General features: G+C 67.2%; 15 protein-coding genes. 7 read left to right on the top strand and 8 right to left on the bottom strand.

Annotation, left to right across the window (positions count from 1 at the left end):
* Positions 1-110 precede the first annotated feature (110 nt).
* The gene (locus ACFSX5_RS09290; protein ID WP_386833041.1) at positions 111-1,316 is read right to left on the bottom strand and encodes a TIGR03862 family flavoprotein; all 1,206 of its coding nucleotides are present in this window, start codon (positions 1,314-1,316) and stop codon (positions 111-113) included.
* Between the two features lie 40 nt (positions 1,317-1,356).
* Entirely contained in the window at positions 1,357-3,150 is a 1,794-nt protein-coding gene (locus ACFSX5_RS09295; RefSeq protein ID WP_386833043.1) for an ABC transporter ATP-binding protein, read from the bottom strand.
* 267 nt (positions 3,151-3,417) lie between these two features.
* Between ACFSX5_RS09295 and ACFSX5_RS09300 the strand changes: the two genes are divergently transcribed.
* Together ACFSX5_RS09300 and ACFSX5_RS09305 are read left to right on the top strand one after the other, a co-directional pair.
* Positions 3,418-4,755: a FecR domain-containing protein gene (locus ACFSX5_RS09300; protein WP_386833045.1), complete on the top strand. Its 1,338-nt coding sequence runs from the start codon at positions 3,418-3,420 to the stop codon at positions 4,753-4,755.
* 15 nt (positions 4,756-4,770) lie between these two features.
* Positions 4,771-7,071 (top strand): putative bifunctional diguanylate cyclase/phosphodiesterase, encoded by a 2,301-nt coding sequence (locus ACFSX5_RS09305; RefSeq protein WP_386833047.1) that lies wholly within the window; start codon positions 4,771-4,773, stop codon positions 7,069-7,071.
* Here the strand turns inward: ACFSX5_RS09305 and ACFSX5_RS09310 are convergent.
* Together ACFSX5_RS09310 and argB are read right to left on the bottom strand one after the other, a co-directional pair.
* Positions 7,068-7,754 (bottom strand): outer membrane protein, encoded by a 687-nt coding sequence (locus ACFSX5_RS09310; RefSeq protein ID WP_386833049.1) that lies wholly within the window; start codon positions 7,752-7,754, stop codon positions 7,068-7,070. The genes ACFSX5_RS09305 and ACFSX5_RS09310 overlap by 4 nt on opposite strands.
* 108 nt (positions 7,755-7,862) lie before the next feature.
* Entirely contained in the window at positions 7,863-8,765 is a 903-nt protein-coding gene (argB, locus tag ACFSX5_RS09315) for an acetylglutamate kinase (protein ID WP_386833050.1), read from the bottom strand.
* Between the two features lie 151 nt (positions 8,766-8,916).
* Here argB and ACFSX5_RS09320 point away from each other — a divergent pair, with 151 nt between their 5' ends.
* The 5 genes from ACFSX5_RS09320 (at position 8,917) to ACFSX5_RS09340 (ending at position 11,887) form a co-directional block, all read left to right on the top strand.
* Positions 8,917-9,468 carry a sigma-70 family RNA polymerase sigma factor gene (locus ACFSX5_RS09320; RefSeq protein ID WP_386833051.1) on the top strand — a complete coding sequence of 184 codons (552 nt, stop codon included), beginning with the start codon at positions 8,917-8,919 and terminating at the stop codon, positions 9,466-9,468.
* A complete protein-coding gene (locus ACFSX5_RS09325; RefSeq protein WP_386833053.1) occupies positions 9,465-10,169 on the top strand; it encodes an anti-sigma factor in 705 nt (234 codons plus the stop codon). Before ACFSX5_RS09320 ends, ACFSX5_RS09325 begins: the two co-directional genes overlap by 4 nt.
* Positions 10,170-10,487: 318 nt before the next feature.
* A complete protein-coding gene (locus ACFSX5_RS09330) occupies positions 10,488-11,048 on the top strand; it encodes a fasciclin domain-containing protein (protein WP_386833054.1) in 561 nt (186 codons plus the stop codon).
* 130 nt (positions 11,049-11,178) lie between these two features.
* On the top strand, positions 11,179-11,673 hold the full coding sequence (gene msrB, locus ACFSX5_RS09335) for a peptide-methionine (R)-S-oxide reductase MsrB (RefSeq protein WP_386835614.1): 495 nt from the start codon (positions 11,179-11,181) through the stop codon (positions 11,671-11,673).
* A 61-nt stretch (positions 11,674-11,734) separates the two neighbouring features.
* On the top strand, positions 11,735-11,887 hold the full coding sequence (locus ACFSX5_RS09340; protein ID WP_386833056.1) for a hypothetical protein: 153 nt from the start codon (positions 11,735-11,737) through the stop codon (positions 11,885-11,887).
* Between the two features lie 148 nt (positions 11,888-12,035).
* Here the strand turns inward: ACFSX5_RS09340 and ACFSX5_RS09345 are convergent, their stop codons facing one another.
* The 4 genes from ACFSX5_RS09345 to ACFSX5_RS09360 all read right to left on the bottom strand — a co-directional run bounded on the left by ACFSX5_RS09345 (position 12,036) and on the right by ACFSX5_RS09360 (position 15,151).
* Entirely contained in the window at positions 12,036-13,070 is a 1,035-nt protein-coding gene (locus ACFSX5_RS09345) for a hemolysin family protein (protein ID WP_386833058.1), read from the bottom strand.
* 59 nt (positions 13,071-13,129) lie between these two features.
* Entirely contained in the window at positions 13,130-13,618 is a 489-nt protein-coding gene (ybeY, locus tag ACFSX5_RS09350; RefSeq protein ID WP_386833059.1) for an rRNA maturation RNase YbeY, read from the bottom strand.
* A 2-nt stretch (positions 13,619-13,620) separates the two neighbouring features.
* Positions 13,621-14,682: a PhoH family protein gene (locus ACFSX5_RS09355; protein WP_386833061.1), complete on the bottom strand. Its 1,062-nt coding sequence runs from the start codon at positions 14,680-14,682 to the stop codon at positions 13,621-13,623.
* Positions 14,683-14,815: 133 nt separating this feature from the next.
* Positions 14,816-15,151 carry a nuclear transport factor 2 family protein gene (locus ACFSX5_RS09360; protein ID WP_386833062.1) on the bottom strand — a complete coding sequence of 112 codons (336 nt, stop codon included), beginning with the start codon at positions 15,149-15,151 and terminating at the stop codon, positions 14,816-14,818.
* Between the last annotated feature and the right edge of the window lie 7 nt (positions 15,152-15,158).

The following is a 15,158-nucleotide window of genomic DNA, read 5'->3' on the forward strand; positions in this document are numbered from 1 at the left end:
GCCAGCCACCCTCTCCCGCAAGGGGAGAGGGGAGGCTCGGAGCCGGCAACGAACTCGGTGCCCCCTTCTCCCCTTGTGGGAGAAGGTGCCCGAAGGGCGGATGAGGGGTTCTACCGCCCCTCCACCCACCGCATCACCCCATCGGCGGCAGCCCTGGCGGTGGCAAGGCAGGCGGTGAGCAGGTAGCCGCCTGTGGGCGCTTCCCAGTCGAGCATTTCCCCGGCGGCAAAGGTGCCGGGGAGGCGCGTCAGCATCAGCCGCTCGTCGAACTCGCTCCAGCGAATGCCGCCGGCCGAGGAGATCGCCTCCTCTATCGGCCGCGGGCGGAGAAGCGGCAGCTTCAGGGCCTTGATGGTGGCCGCAAGCTGCTCCGGCGGGAGCGCCGCCGCCTCCGGCATCACCTCGCGCAGAAGGCCGGTCTTGACCGGATCGAGCCCGGCGCCCTTGCGCAGCCGGTTCGAGAAGCTGAGCTTTTGCGGCTGCCGCGCCAGATCGGCGGCGAGGCGGTCGGCCGTACGCCCCGGCATCAGGTCGAGGGTGAGCGCGGCACTGCCGGTCGCTGCGAGACGGTCGCGCAGCGCGGCGGCGTGGGCATAGACCAGGCTTCCCTCCACCCCGTGGCGGCTGATCACGAACTCACCGGCAATTGCGCCCGCATCGGAACTGGCGCGCACCGACTTCACCGGCTGACCGGCGAAGCGCTCGATGAATACGGAACTCCAGCCGACATCGAAGCCGCAATTGGCCGGCGCGAACGGAGCGATCGCCACACCCTTTTCGGCCAGCCACGGCACCCAGGCCGCATCCGATCCGAGCCCAGGCCAGCTGGCGCCGCCCAGGGTGAGAATGGTGGCGTCGAACCGGTAGGTGACCGGACCCTGCGGCGTCTCGAACCGCAGCGCATCCCCCATCCAGCCGCTCCAGCGATGCCGGGTGCGAACGGTGACGCCGAACGTCTCGAGCCGGGCAAGCCAGGCGCGCAGCAGTGGAGAGGCCTTCATGCTGGTGGGAAACACCCGCCCCGACGAGCCGACAAAGGTCTCGACGCCGAGTCCCCGACACCAGTCGCGGACATCGGTCGCGGTGAAGCTGTCCAGCGTCGGCCGGAGCCGCTCCGCAGCGGCGCCATAGCGGGCGACGAAGTCGCTATGCGGCTCGGCATGGGTAAGATTGAGCCCCGACTTGCCGGCCATCAGCAGCTTGCGCCCGACGGTCGGCATCGCCTCGAACACGGTAACGGCGTGCCCGGCCCCGCCGAGCACCTCCGCCGCCATGAGCCCCGCCGGCCCGCCCCCGATGATCGCGATCGTTGCCATGCGGTGGCTTGTGCGGCAGCCTGCCAGCATTGTCGAGCCGTCAGATGCGGGCGGCGAGCTGTTGCAGCCGCCAGTAGGCGCCGCCCTGTGCCATCAGCGCCTCGTGGGTGCCGTCCTCCTCGATGCCGCCCGGCCCCAGCACCAGGATGCGCTCGGCCTGGCGGATGGTCGACAGGCGGTGGGCGATGACGATCGTGGTGCGGCCTTGGGCCAGCCGCGCCATCGACTCCTGCACCAGCCTCTCGCTCTCGGTGTCGAGCGCGCTGGTGGCCTCGTCGAAGATCAGGATGGCGGGGTCCTTGAGAAAGGCGCGGGCGATGGTCAGTCGCTGCTTCTGCCCGCCGGAGAGTCGCACCCCGCGCTGGCCGATATCGGTGCTGTAGCCATCGGGCAGGGCGGTGATGAAGTCGTGCGCGTTGGCAGCTCGCGCCGCTTCGACGATCTGGTCGTCGGTGGCGTCGGGGCGGCCATAGCGGAGGTTTTCCGCCACTGTGCCGGCGAACAAATAGACGTCCTGCTGCACCACCCCGATCTGGCGCCGCAGCGAGGCGAGGGTGACGTCTCGAATGTCGGTGCCGTCGATGAGGACGGCGCCGCTGGTGACGTCGTAGAAGCGCGGGATCAGGCTGCACAGCGTGGTCTTGCCCACGCCCGACGGGCCGACCAGCGCCACGAAGGAGCCGGGCGCGATGTCGAAGCTGAGGCCGGAGAACACCTCGGGCCCGCCAGCCCCATAGCGGAAGCCGACTTCGCGGAAGCTGATCGCCCCGCTGGGCCGGGGCAGGGCGGCGGCGCCTTGCCGATCGGCGATATCGGGTTCAACCTCGAGGATTTCCATGGTCCGCACGAAGCCGGTATGGCCCTCCTGCCAGAGCCGGATGATGTTGGCGAGCCGCTGCACCGGATCGACCAGCACGCCGACCGCCAAGAGGAAGGTCAGCATGTCGGCGAGCGTCAGTTCGCCCCCGCGCACGCGCAGGGCACCGACAATGATGACGATGATGACGATGAGTTGCGCAAAGCTGTCGGCGCCCAGCGAAAACCAGGCCTCGCTGCGGTAGCCGTCACGCCGGCTGTCGAGAAAGCGCCGGTTGTGGCTGGCGAAGCGCCGGCTCTCCAGCGGCTCGTTGGCAAAGGACTGCACCACGCGGATGCCGCCCAAGGCATCCTCCACCCGCTGGTTGACGGCGGCGATCTCTTCCTTGCTGCGCGCCAGCGCCCGGTTCATGCGGCCGTTGAAGTGGAGCGCATAGAGCACGGCGAACGGCACCAGCAGGGCGATACAGCCCGCCAGCGCCGGGTCGACATAGACCAGCACCGCCATGGCGCCGGCAAACTTGAGCACCGTGATGGCCAGGTCTTCCGGGCCGTGATGAAAGAGCTCCCCGAGCCAGAGCGAGTCGTTGGTGATGCGGCTCATCAACTGCCCGGTGCGGGTGCGGTCATGAAAGCCGAAGCTGAGCTTCTGGGCGTGCTCGAACAACTCCTGGCGGACATCCGCCTCGATCCGCGCGCCCATCATGTGGCCCTGATAGTCGACAAAGAAGCCGGCCGCGACCTGCACCGCCAGCAGCAGGAGCATGATCCCCCCGGCAAAAAGAATCTGGCTCAGCACCTCGGGCCCGTCGGGAAGGGCAATCAGCCGGGTGGTGACGATATTGGCGACCAGCGGCTGTGCCACTGCCGCAGCAGCAACCACCAGCGCAGCCGCAAGGTCAGCCGCGAGCAGCGGCAGGTGCGGTCGGTAATAGGAGAGGAATTTGCGCCAGCGTTGCTGGCTGGTGGAAAGGCTAGGATGCGCGGCGCTCGGCCTCGCGCGGGTGATCGACGACATGGGTCGGGATGTCCTTGAGCATGATGGGTCCTTTCGTTGCGGTCAGGATCGCTTTCATGTCGGTCTCCCCTCTGGGCGTTGATCGGAGGAAATATGGCGCGACTTGCACCCCGGGAGCAAGGCGGACGTGGGTGCTTTGGGTTTGCAGGGTCGCCGCAACGCAATCTTCACCCTCTCCTGTGCCGTGATCGTCACAGCCCCGGACCGGTAACTCTTCCCTAAGGGTGCGGGGGGTGTCGTGGTCTCACGCAAGAATGCGAGGGGGCCATGAGAAGAATTCTGTTGGTGGTTATAGCTTTGCTGGCGCTCACTGTGCCGGCGCTTGCCCAGGAATGGGTCGTCGGCCGGGTGCGGGGGACGGCCGAAATCCAGGTCGGCTGGAGCTGGGTTCCGCTTGAGCGCGGCCGAGTGGTGGAGCCGCGGCAGAAGCTGCGCACCGGCCCCGACGGCCGCATCGGTCTCATGCGTGGCAACGAGACAATCGAGCTCCAGGCCAACACCGAGATCAGCCTTCGCGACGCCGGCGCCGAACTCAAGACCAGCGTGATCCAGGCCCGTGGCGTGGTCTCGGTCGATGTCGAGCGCCGCAACGTTCAGCACTTTTCGGTGCAGACGCCGTATCTCGCGGCGGTGGTCAAGGGCACACGCTTCACGGTGGTGGTCGAAGGCCACAGTGCCCGCGTGCAGGTCGATCGGGGTGTCGTGCAGGTGCAGGATACCGGCAACGACCTCGTCACCGACATCCGGCGGGGCCAGGAGGCCGTGGTCTCCGAGACCGCGCCCCTCAACGTCACCGGCGGCCAGGCTGCAGCCGTGTTCACCTTCGAGGGTGTCCAGGTGGTGCCGGGCACCACCGAACCGGTGGCTGATGTTTCCGCGCCGTCAGGCGGCGCCGGCAATGGCCAGCCGGATCCGGCCCCCGAGGTTCCACAACCCGCCAACGGGACGCCGGGCAACGGCAATGGTCCTGGAAACGGCGGCGGCCATGGCCCGGGCAACTCCGGCGGAAACGGCAACGGCCACGGTCTTGGTGGCGGTAACGGGCCCGGCAACTCCGGCGGCAACGGCAACGGCCACGGGCATGGTGGCGGTAACGGGCCCGGCAACTCCGGCGGCAACGGCAACGGCCACGGGCATGGTGGCGGTAACGGGCCCGGCAACTCCGGCGGCAACGGCAATGGCCACGGCAACGGTGGCGGTAATGGCCCGGGCAACTCCGGCGGCAACGGCAACGGCCACGGGCATGGTGGCGGTAACGGGCCCGGCAACTCCGGCGGCAACGGCAATGGCCACGGCAACGGTGGCGGCAATGGCCCTGGGAACTCCGGCGGCAACGGCAATGGCCACGGCAACGGCGGTGGCAACGGCCCGGGCAACTCCGGCGGCAACGGCAACGGCCACGGCAACGGCGGTGGCAATGGCCCGGGCAACTCCGGTGGCGGCAACGGTCCCGGTAACTCCGGCGGCGGCAATGGCCCTGGGAACTCCGGTGGCGGCAACGGCAATGGCAACTCCGGTGGCAATGGCGGGGGTCCCGGCAATTCCGGCGGCGGCAACGGCAACGGAAATGGCGGCGGTAACGGCAATGGCAACGGCCGCGGCTAGAACCCGGAGCTGACCATGCCACACCCGGCCTCCCGCGGAGCGGCTGTTGCAACGCTGACCGTCCTGGTGTTCGCGGCGGCGCTGCTGGGCGTGTTCGGCCCCATCGACCAGGCTCTGCGCGAGCTGCGCTTTGCCGGCACCGACCGCGCCCCGAGCGGGAACGTGGTGTTCGTGGAGATCGACGGCGCCAGCCTGTCCGGGGTCGGCGTCTGGCCCTGGCCCCGGACCGTCCATGCCGAGCTGCTCGACCGGCTGATGGACTTCGGCGCCGACGAGGTGGTGTTCGACATCGACTTCAGCACCGTCTCCAGCGAACCCGCCGATGCCGCGTTCGAGGCGGCGCTCGGGCGCGCCGGTGGCTATGCCTGGCTGGCCGCCTTTCAGCAGCGGGCGCTTGATGGTTCGGCCATCCTCAACCAGCCCATTCCCCGCTTCGCGGCGCATGCGGGATCGGTGCTGGTCAATGTCGATGGCGACGGCACCGGTCTGCTGCAGTCCGTGCCTGCCGCCCTGGACGAGCCGCCGATTCCCTCGGTGGCCGTTGCTCTCACGCCGGGGGCCGTCACCGAGCCGCGCATCGTCATCGACTACGGCATCGACCTCGACGCCGTGCCGCGCTTCTCGGCCGCCGATGTGCTCTTCGGCCGCATCGATCCCGGCCTGGTCGCGGGCAAGCAGGTGGTGGTTGGCGCCAGCGCGGTGGAACTGCGCGATTTCTTCCGTGTCCCCCGCTTCGGCGTCATTCCCGGGCCCATGGTGCAGATCGCTGCCACCGAGACGTTGAAGGCCGGTCGCGGCCTCAGCGACCTCAGATTCGCGCCTGCCGGCGCCGTCGCGGTGCTGGCGGCGATGCTGTTCCTGCTGGCGGGGCGGCGGCTCTCGGTGGCGCAACTGCTGGGCAGCGCGGCCGCGGCGGCCGTGCTGATCGAGCTGCTTGCCTGGTGGGCGCTTCGCGATGCCGCCCTGCTTGTCGATACGGCGGCGCTGCATGCGCTCGGCGCCGGGCTGGTGATCATGACGCTGGTGCGCGAATGGGCCGACAAGCGCGCCGAAAACCGGCGTCAACAGGCGCGCCTCGCCTGGCTCGCCCTGCACGATCCGGTCACCGGGGCGCGCTCGCGCCAGGCCATGCTGGACGATCTCGATCACCGGGAACGCGTCGGCTGCCTGGTGCTGATCGAACTGGTGCGGGTGAGCACGGTGACCGCAACCCTCGGGCACGGCGTCGTCGACCGCGTGCTGACCGAGGCGGTGATGCGGCTCGACTACCAGACCGGTTCCCTGCCAGCGCGGGTGGGCAACGCCACCTTCGCCTTCCTGCAGCCGGCGGGCGACACGCCCGAACAAACCGCGTCCCGCTTGGCCGCGGCCCTCGAGGCGCCCTATGCGGTGGATGGCCACCACGCGATCCTGCAGACCCGCTTCGGCTTCAGCAGCCCCAGCGGCATGCCGGCCGCCGAGCGGCTGCGCCAGGCCGAAATCGCGCTCGACGTCGCCCGCCGGGGCGGCATAAGGAGCGCTGTGTTCGACCCCGGCCACGGCAACCGCATCGAACAGCGGCGGCGGCTCGACCTGGCGCTGCGCCGGGCCCTGACGGACGGGCAGTTCTTCCTGCTGTTCCAGCCGCAGGTCGACCTTGCCAGCGGCACCATGGTCGGCGTCGAGGCGCTGGTGCGCTGGCAGCACCCGGAGTTCGGCCTGGTCTCGCCGGCCGAATTCGTGCCCTTGGCCGAGGAAACCGGCCTGATCGTCGGCCTCGGCGACTGGGTGCTGCGCGAGGCGTGCCGCCAGGCGGCAGGATGGGACTGGCAGGGGCGTCTGTCGGTGAATGTTTCCGCCGCACAGTTCCGGCTGGGCGACGTGGTGGGCAGCGTGCGCGCTGCCCTCGAATCCACCGGCTTCCCCGCCTCGCGGCTCGATCTCGAGATTACCGAAACTTTGTTCGTCGACAATGACGCCGGTATCGTCGCTGCGCTCGAGCAATTGCAGGCGCTCGGCGCCCGCATCGCGCTCGACGATTTCGGCACCGGCTATTCGTCGCTGAGCTATCTGGCACGCCTGCCGATCGACAAGATCAAGATCGACCAGTCCTTCGTACGGGGCCTGCCGGACCCGCAGCGCGAAGTGATCGTCGAGACCGTGCTGTTGATGGCGCGGCGCCTCGGAAAGCTGGTGATCGCCGAGGGCGTCGAAACGGACGAGCAGCGCCGCTACCTTGCCACGGTGGGCTGCCCGATCGGTCAGGGCTATCTGTTCGCGCGCCCGAGCGCTCCGGAGGCGATCGGCCTCCGGTCACGACAGGTGGATGCCGCCTAGAACTTCCAGCCGAGGCCGGCGCGCACCACCAGATCGCTGGGCTCGCTGGTGCCGAAGGCCGGGTTGCCGCCACTTGGAAGATTGTTGACCCCGAAATGGGTCCAGGTCGCCTGAAGGCGGGCCATGATGTTGTCGGTCACCATCATGTCGGCGCCCACGCCGAGCTGCCAGCCACCGGCGGTGAACGCCGAATCGGCGGTACCGATGCCTGGCGACATGTCGAACCGGCCCCAATTGTAGCCGACGATGCCATAAGCGAGGACGTTCGGGGCCACCGGATAACCGAGGGTGGCACGCACCGCCGCATCCCACTTCAGCGCACCATAGTTCGCCGCGTTGAACAGGTACTCGGTGGCGACGTTGTTGGCTTCGACATCCACGCCGAGCACCAGCCAGTCGGTGACGGTCATGCGGTAGCCGGCGAAGACGCCGGCATGGCCACCGATATCGCCGAGCAGTTGCTCGGGACCGACAACCCCATTGATCTCATGGGTTTTGGTGGCGACGATCGCCGCCTGCGCACCGACATAGAAGCCGTCCCAGACGAAGGATGAGGTCTGATACGCCTGCGAGTCGACGGTGGGCAGCACCATCACGGTCTCGATCTGCTGGGCCGAAGCCCCCGTCGCCATCAGCAGCGCCGCCGCCGCTACACTCGCTGCCAGCCCCTTGGTCCCACGCATCGTCATCTCCCGCCAAACACAATGCCTAAAATTTGCCACGAGTTTTCCCGGGGCAGCAATGACCGATGTGTCACACCCCCGGCAAAACGCCCGGTGGTTAACAGATCGCTACCGCACGATCAGCGTGCCGGCGCCGAATTCGGTGAAGAGTTCCACCAGCACCACATGCGGCATCTTGCCGTTGAGGATCACCACGCCCTCGACGCCGGCATCCAGCGCCTCGAGGCAGGTTTCCACCTTGGGGATCATGCCGCCGGAGATGGTGCCGTCGGCGATCAGGGACTTGGCCTCGCTGACGCTGAGTTCGGGGATCAGCTTGCCGTCCTTGTCGAGCACGCCCGGCACGTCGGTCAGGAACAGAAGCCGCTTGGCGCCGAGCGAGCCGGCAATGGCGCCGGCAAAGGTGTCGGCATTGATGTTGTAGGTGTTGCCGTCGCGGCCGGGCGCCACCGGCGCGATCACCGGGATCATCTCGGAGCGGGCCAGCAGGTCGAGCAGCGTGCGGTCGACCTCCACCGGCTCGCCGACGAAACCGAGGTCGAGCACCCGTTCGATGGCGGAGCCCGGGTCCTTGACGGTCTTGTGGGCCTTCTTGGCGAAGACCATGTTGCCGTCCTTGCCGCAGAGGCCGATGGCCCATTCGCCCTCGGCATTGATCAGCGCGACGATTTCCTTGTTGATCGAGCCGGCGAGGACCATCTCGACCACGTCCATGGTGCGCTGGTCGGTGACGCGCAGCCCGCCCTCGAACTTGGATTCGATGCCGAGATTCTTGAGCATCTGGGCGATCTGCGGCCCGCCGCCGTGGACGACGATCGGGTTGACCTTGCTCTGCTTGAGCAGCGCGATGTCCCGGGCAAAGGCACGGCCGAGGGCGATGTCGCCCATGGCGTGGCCGCCATACTTTACCACCACCGTCTTGCCCTCGTAGCGCTGCATATAGGGCAGCGCCTGCGCAAGGATCCCGGCATCATGCGAGAAGCGGTCGTTCTGGGCGTCGAGATCGGACATGCGCAATCCTGTTAGGCGGCCGGACAACGGGCGGCATCGGTCTAGACCATAGCGCCCCCAACGAAAAGGTCGAGATGTCCGCAAGCGGGCGATCCATTTCGCTTATCCTGCGTTAAGGGTGCTGGCGAGGCGAACAGGGAACAGCTAGACGATGACGATGCAGACGCCGAGCGCCGACATCGCCGACCTGATCAGCCGCTGTGCCCTCAAGGACCGCGCGGCCTTCCGCACGCTGTATGAGCGGACCTCGGCGAAACTCTTCGGCGTGGTGCTCCGTATCTTGAAGGACCGTTCGGAGGCCGAAGAGGCCATCCAGGAAGTCTACGTCAAGATCTGGCAGCGGGCCGACCGCTTCATACCAGGCAACACCAGTCCGATCAGTTGGCTGGTGGCGGTGGCGCGCAATCACGCGCTCGATATCCTGCGGGCCCGTCGCCCGGTTTCCGACGACATCGACGTCGCGCTCGACGTACCCGACGACGCCCCATCGCCCGAACGGGCGGCGGAGGCCAGCCAGGAGAAGGCGCGTATCGACCACTGCCTCGGCACGCTCGATCCCGACCGTGCCAACGCCGTGCGCGGCGCCTATCTCGATGGCATGAGCTACGAGGAACTGGCGGAGCGCTATACGGTGCCGTTGAATACTATGCGGACCTGGCTGCGCCGGAGTCTGATCAGATTGAGAGAGTGCCTGACGGCATGAGCATGGACGAGGACATCGGCGGAACGGACGGAGCGCGGGCGCTGGTCGCCGAATACGTGCTCGGCCTGCTCGACGCCACCAGCCATGCGCAGGTGGAGCGGATGATCGCCGCCGATCCGCGCCTTCAGGCCGAACGCGATTTCTGGGTGTCGCGCTTTGCCGGCATGGACGCAGAGTTTGCCGAAGTGGCGCCGCCGGGCCGGGTGTTCGGCAGCATCGAGAAGCGCCTGTTCGGCGCCAGCCAGCGGCGGACGAGCTGGTGGGATTCGCTCGCGTTGTGGCGCGGTCTTGCCGCCGGTGCACTGGCAGTGGCGGTGGTGGCGGTGGGCTTTGCCGCCTTCGAGCCGCGCCAGGACGTGACCAGCCTCACCAACCAGTTGGTGGCCGCGCTCGAGGAAGAGGGCAGCGACATCCGCTTCCTCGCCTTCTATGACGGCGCCGGCACGCTCCGCCTGACCGCTCTGTCCGGTGCCGTGGCGCCCGACAAGGACCTCGAGCTCTGGGCCATCCAGGACGACACGGTGACCTCGATGGGCGTGGTACCGGTCGGCGAAGCAATCGAGGTCAAGGTCGCCCCCGACATTCTCGCCGGCTGGGGCGAGGGCTCCGTGCTGGCCCTGACCCTCGAGCCCGAAGGCGGCTCGCCCACCGGCGTCGCCACCGGCCCGATCGTCGCCCAGGGCGCAGTCACCCGCATTTAGTCGGTGGAACGAACGCGATGTCTCCTCCCCCCTCCCCCTTGAGGTGAGGGTGGGGGTGTCGTGCTATTCGCACGTCCCGATCCTCAGTATGCTCTGCCGCCGACACCCCACCCTTGATCCCTCCCCACAAGGCAACATCAGCACTGGTGCAGCACCACGAGTCGTCGCCAAGGCGGGCCGATACGTACGCTCGGCACCGAAAGTTTCAGCATTTTCAACGAAGAATCCCTGAAACTCGCCAAAACCGCCCGCATCCTGCGTCCGTACCTTCCTGCGTCTCCGGCCAACCGGAACCAACATCAAGGAAGGTATCGAACAATGATCGCTCTTCGCTCCATCACCGCCGCTGCCCTGCTCTCCGCTGCCGCCCTCACCGGCGCCGCCTTTGCCCAGGAGAATCCCGAAGTGGGCGGCGCCCCGATGCTTGCCGACCGCAACATCGTGGAGAACGCCGTCAATTCTGCCGACCACACCACCCTCGTTGCTGCCGTCCAGGCCGCGGGCCTGGTCGAGACGCTGTCGGGCGAAGGCCCGTTCACCGTCTTCGCACCGGTCAACGCTGCCTTCGAGGCCCTGCCGGCCGGCACCGTCGAAACCCTGCTCCAGCCCGAGAACAAGGATCAACTGACCCAGATCCTCACCTGCCACGTGGTTCCGGCCCAGGCGCTGGCCGCTGACGTGCTCGGCATGATCGAATCGGGCGGCGGCGAAGCCAAGGTCGACACGGTCGGCGGCTGTGAACTGACGCTCACCACCGAAGGCGGCAACGTCATCGTCACCGACGAGAATGGCAACGCCGCCACCGTCACCATCGCCGACGTGATCCAGTCCAACGGCGTCATCCACGTCATCGACGCGGTGCTTCTGCCGGCTTCCTGAGCCCTCACCAAGTCTTGACGGCAGCGCGCCCCGCAAGGCGCTACACTGCCGCCAATCGAGCCCCGTATCGTGCCCGCTCCCTCGGGGCAGCGGTGCGGGGTTCGGCCTTTCAGGGAGAACGCGCATGGCCATCACTCGCCGCAATTTCCTGCTCGCCGGCACCGCCATGGCGGCGCTCGGCGCCTTCTCGGTGCTGGTGCTGCGCCCATCGCCGCGGGCCGCAGAAGGCGAGTTCCCGTTCCAGTTGAGCGAAGAGGAATGGCGCGCCCGGCTCGACCCCGCCTCCTACAAGGTGCTGCGCGAGCACGACACCGAATGGGCCTTCAGTTCCCCGCTCAACGACGAAAAGCGCCCCGGCATCTTCCACTGCGCCGGCTGCGACCAGCCGCTGTTCGATGCCGCCACCAAGTATGACAGCCGCACCGGCTGGCCGAGCTTCTACACCTATCTCGACGGCGCTCTCGGCACCTCGGAAGACACCAGCTTCGGCATGATCCGCATCGAAGTGCACTGCAGCAATTGCGGCGGGCACCAGGGCCATGTCTTCAACGACGGTCCCCAGCCCACGGGCCTGCGCTACTGCATCAACGGCGTCGCGATGCGCTTCGAGCCCGCTGCGGCCTGATAGAAATCGGAACAAACTCCGGCGCCATCGGTTGGCCTTTCACACACGAAAGGAGCCAAGGATGAGCAAGGAAAAGTCCGACGAAGAACAGCTCAAGAAGATGGACAAGGGCGGCCATCTCGGCGGCACCACCTTCGGCCAGACCGCCGACGCCAAGACCAAGGACACCCGCGAAGGCGGCGACAAGGCCCGCCCCAATGACGGGCGGAATTAGCGACCGCTGCATCAGGGCTGCGGCCCTCCAGCACCCACGGTTGTCACCCCCGCGCAAGCGGGGGCCCATCCTGAGATATCAAGATGGACCCCGGCTCAAGGCCGGGGTGACATCGAGTTTTTCGATGTAAGCAGCCCCAATCCTTAACTTATTCCGCCGCCCGTTGCTCCGGTGAGCGCTGGTCGGTGATGGCGAGCGGTTCGGCTGGCTCGTCCGCCTGCGACTGTTTGCGGCGGATGCGCAGGCGCTTGATGCGGCGGCTGTCGGCGGCCAGTACTTCGAAATCGAAATGTGGCAGATTGTTCACCCGCTCGCCGCGTTTGGGCACGTGACCGGCCAGGTCGAACACCAGCCCACCGATCGTTTCCACCTCTTCCCCATACTCGCCTGGATCGAAATCCGGCCCAAGCAGGGCCTTGACGTCATCGAGTTCGGCGCGCGCATCGGCGACCCAGATATCGGTCCCCACCTTGCGGATCAGGGCGGCAGCCAGTTCGTCGTGCTCGTCCTCGATCTCGCCCACCACCACTTCGAGCAGGTCCTCGATGGTGACGAGCCCGTCGGTGCCGCCATATTCGTCGACCACGATCGCCATGTGGGTCCGGCTGGCCCGCATCTGCTGCAACAGGTCGCCCACCGGCATGAAGGTCGGCACGAACATCGCCTCGCGCATGATGTCGAGGCGCACGATCTTCTGGCGCAGGATGGTCGAGACCAGCTTGACCGGCACTTCCTTGTCCGGATCGGTCACCGGCACGGTGATCTTGCTCAGGGCATCCTTGACGTGGATGAAGCCGAGGATGTTGTCGAGATTGTCGTCATAGACCGGCAGGCGCGAGTGACCGACACGACGGAAGCGGGCGATCAGCGCGCCGAGATTGGTGTCGGCGTCCACCGCCTGGATGTCGCTGCGCTCCACCATGACGTCGCCGACGCTGATATTGGAGAGCTTCAGCACATTGGCGAGGATGGTCCGCTCGCTTTCGGAGAAATCCGCCGTTTCGGCGCTGCCCCTTTCCTCCAGCGCGACCTGCAGGTCGTCGCGCAGGGATACCGTGCGCAGGGCCAGCACGGATTTGAGCCGGTTCCAGAGACTTGGCCCCCGTGACGCCACGGAGGCGGGACTAGAGGGAGGCTCGGGGTTGGTGGGCGCTGAGTTGCCCAAACTGTCGCTGTCGGTCATCGCTGTCCGCTGCCAACTGGCAGCTTGTCTGTCCTCTGTAGGAAAAACGAGGCGGCATTCTACCCGTTCCGGGCATCGTCCGCATAGGGGTCTTCGATGCCGAGCCCGTGAAGGATAACGGTCTCGAGCCCTTCCATTTCCGCCGCTTCCTCATCGGTCATGTGGTCATAACCGAGGATATGGAGGAATCCGTGCACCACGAGGTGGGTGAAATGGGCTTCAAAGGTCACGCCCTGCTCCGCCGCCTCGCGCTCCAGCGTCTCGCGGGCAAGGCTGATATCGCCGAGCAGACCGGTGACCGGGCCGAACGGCTCGATCTGCGGGAAGCTCAGGACGTTGGTCGAGGAATCCTTGCCCCGCCACTGCCGGTTGAGCTCATGCTGCTCGGCGTCGTTGGTGAGCAGGATCGAGAGCTCCGCCGCGCCCGTAACCTTGGCCTTGCTTCCGGCAAGCGCCGCCAGCACGGCCGCTTCCGCGCGCGCTTCAAGGCCATCCGGCCACTGCTCGTCATTGACGATGACGGCGATCTCGAGGGGAGGGGTGGGCATGCTCAGGTCCGCGGCAGCGTGCCCAGGGTCCGCGCCAGCCCCGAGGTGTCGCCTTCCTTCTCGGCGATCCGGCGCTGCGAGTCGGCCTCGTAGGCGCGCACGATGCGGCCGACCAGGGCATGGCGCACCACGTCCTTGTCGTTGAAGCGCGAGACATGCACCCCCTCGATGCCGTCGAGCAGGTGTACCGCTTCGATCAGCCCGGATTTCTCGCCGCGCGGCAGGTCGACCTGGCTCGGGTCGCCCGTGACGATCATCTTGGAATTCTCGCCCAGGCGGGTCAGGAACATCTTCATCTGCATGGAGGTGGTGTTCTGCGCCTCGTCCAGGATCACCACCGCATTAGCGAGGGTGCGGCCGCGCATGAAGGCGAGCGGCGCCACCTCGATGATCCCCGAGGTGATGCAGCGTTCCACCGTTTCCGGCTTCATCATGTCGTAAAGCGCGTCATAGAGCGGGCGAAGGTAGGGGTCGACCTTCTCCTTCATGTCGCCGGGCAGGAAGCCGAGCCGCTCGCCGGCTTCCACGGCCGGACGCGACAGGATGATGCGGTTGATGTCGCCGCGCTCCAGCAGCGAAGCGGCGTGCGCAACGGCCAGGTAGGTCTTGCCGGTACCGGCAGGCCCGACGCCGAACACCAGTTCGGCCCGGTCCATGGCGCGCATATAGGCGTCCTGCGCCGGGGTGCGTGCGATGATGGTGGATTTGCGCGTGGCGATCTGGGCCATGCGCACCTTGCCCTTCTTCTCGAGCGTGGGCAGCGTCAGTTGCGAATCCTCGGTCTCGATCATGCGGATGACTCCATCCACATCCGAGATTTCCAGGGACCGTCCTTCTTCCAGGCTTTCGTAGAGCGATTCGAGCACCCGCCGTGCCTGGTCGACGGCACCGGACGCGCCCTTGATCAGCACATGGTTGCCGCGCGGCGCAGCCGAAACCCCCAGGCGCTGTTCGATCAGCGCCAGGTTCTGGTCGAAATCCCCGTAGAGCTGGGCCGCCAGGCGGTTGTCTTCAAAGGCGAGTTCGAGTTGGGAAGCGAGGGCGTTGTCTGCGTGCGGTGGCAAGTGCCTGCTCAAGCTGGTGTTGGCTCCTCAGCGGCGCCTCGGCGCCTGACTCACAGCAACGACGCTAGGGCGTTTTGGGTGCGCTGTCTGTAGAAATATTGTGACAGCTTGGCCCATGCACAAGGGACTGCGCTCAGATCGGCGTCTGCTGGTGCTGGGCGATGGTCCAGCGGCCCCCGGCCAGCAGGTAGGTGGAGGTGCACAAGGCGCGATAAGGCTTGCCCTCACCGCGGGACGCTTCGGCGACATAGGCGATGACCATCGTCTCATAGCTGGGCCTCGCCTCCACCTGCTCCGACATCGTCACCGTACGCCAGCGCGGCGCCTCCCGCAGGCTCTCGACGATCGCCGGCCCGCGCAGCACGCCGATGCCGGCAAAGGCCATCAGGCAGTCTGGCGCCATATTGGATTCGTACGCCTCCACCCCCTCCAACCAGAGCCTGCGCTCGATGCTCCATACTTCGTCCATGACGTCC

It is taken from the genome of Devosia albogilva (genome assembly GCF_042685625.1).
GTDB lineage: Bacteria > Pseudomonadota > Alphaproteobacteria > Rhizobiales > Devosiaceae > Devosia > Devosia albogilva.

What these genes read in the sequence shown, in the direction of transcription:
- ACFSX5_RS09290 (WP_386833041.1), bottom strand. Translation starts at nt 1,316, where the DNA reads ATGGCAACGATCGCGATCATCGGGGGCGGGCCGGCGGGGCTCATGGCG.
- ACFSX5_RS09295 (WP_386833043.1), bottom strand. Translation starts at nt 3,150, where the DNA reads ATGTCGTCGATCACCCGCGCGAGGCCGAGCGCCGCGCATCCTAGCCTT.
- ACFSX5_RS09300 (WP_386833045.1), top strand. Translation starts at nt 3,418, where the DNA reads ATGAGAAGAATTCTGTTGGTGGTTATAGCTTTGCTGGCGCTCACTGTG.
- ACFSX5_RS09305 (WP_386833047.1), top strand. Translation starts at nt 4,771, where the DNA reads ATGCCACACCCGGCCTCCCGCGGAGCGGCTGTTGCAACGCTGACCGTC.
- ACFSX5_RS09310 (WP_386833049.1), bottom strand. Translation starts at nt 7,754, where the DNA reads ATGCGTGGGACCAAGGGGCTGGCAGCGAGTGTAGCGGCGGCGGCGCTG.
- argB (WP_386833050.1), bottom strand. Translation starts at nt 8,765, where the DNA reads ATGTCCGATCTCGACGCCCAGAACGACCGCTTCTCGCATGATGCCGGG.
- ACFSX5_RS09320 (WP_386833051.1), top strand. Translation starts at nt 8,917, where the DNA reads ATGACGATGCAGACGCCGAGCGCCGACATCGCCGACCTGATCAGCCGC.
- ACFSX5_RS09325 (WP_386833053.1), top strand. Translation starts at nt 9,465, where the DNA reads ATGAGCATGGACGAGGACATCGGCGGAACGGACGGAGCGCGGGCGCTG.
- ACFSX5_RS09330 (WP_386833054.1), top strand. Translation starts at nt 10,488, where the DNA reads ATGATCGCTCTTCGCTCCATCACCGCCGCTGCCCTGCTCTCCGCTGCC.
- ACFSX5_RS09340 (WP_386833056.1), top strand. Translation starts at nt 11,735, where the DNA reads ATGAGCAAGGAAAAGTCCGACGAAGAACAGCTCAAGAAGATGGACAAG.
- ACFSX5_RS09345 (WP_386833058.1), bottom strand. Translation starts at nt 13,070, where the DNA reads ATGACCGACAGCGACAGTTTGGGCAACTCAGCGCCCACCAACCCCGAG.
- ybeY (WP_386833059.1), bottom strand. Translation starts at nt 13,618, where the DNA reads ATGCCCACCCCTCCCCTCGAGATCGCCGTCATCGTCAATGACGAGCAG.
- ACFSX5_RS09360 (WP_386833062.1), bottom strand. Translation starts at nt 15,151, where the DNA reads ATGGACGAAGTATGGAGCATCGAGCGCAGGCTCTGGTTGGAGGGGGTG.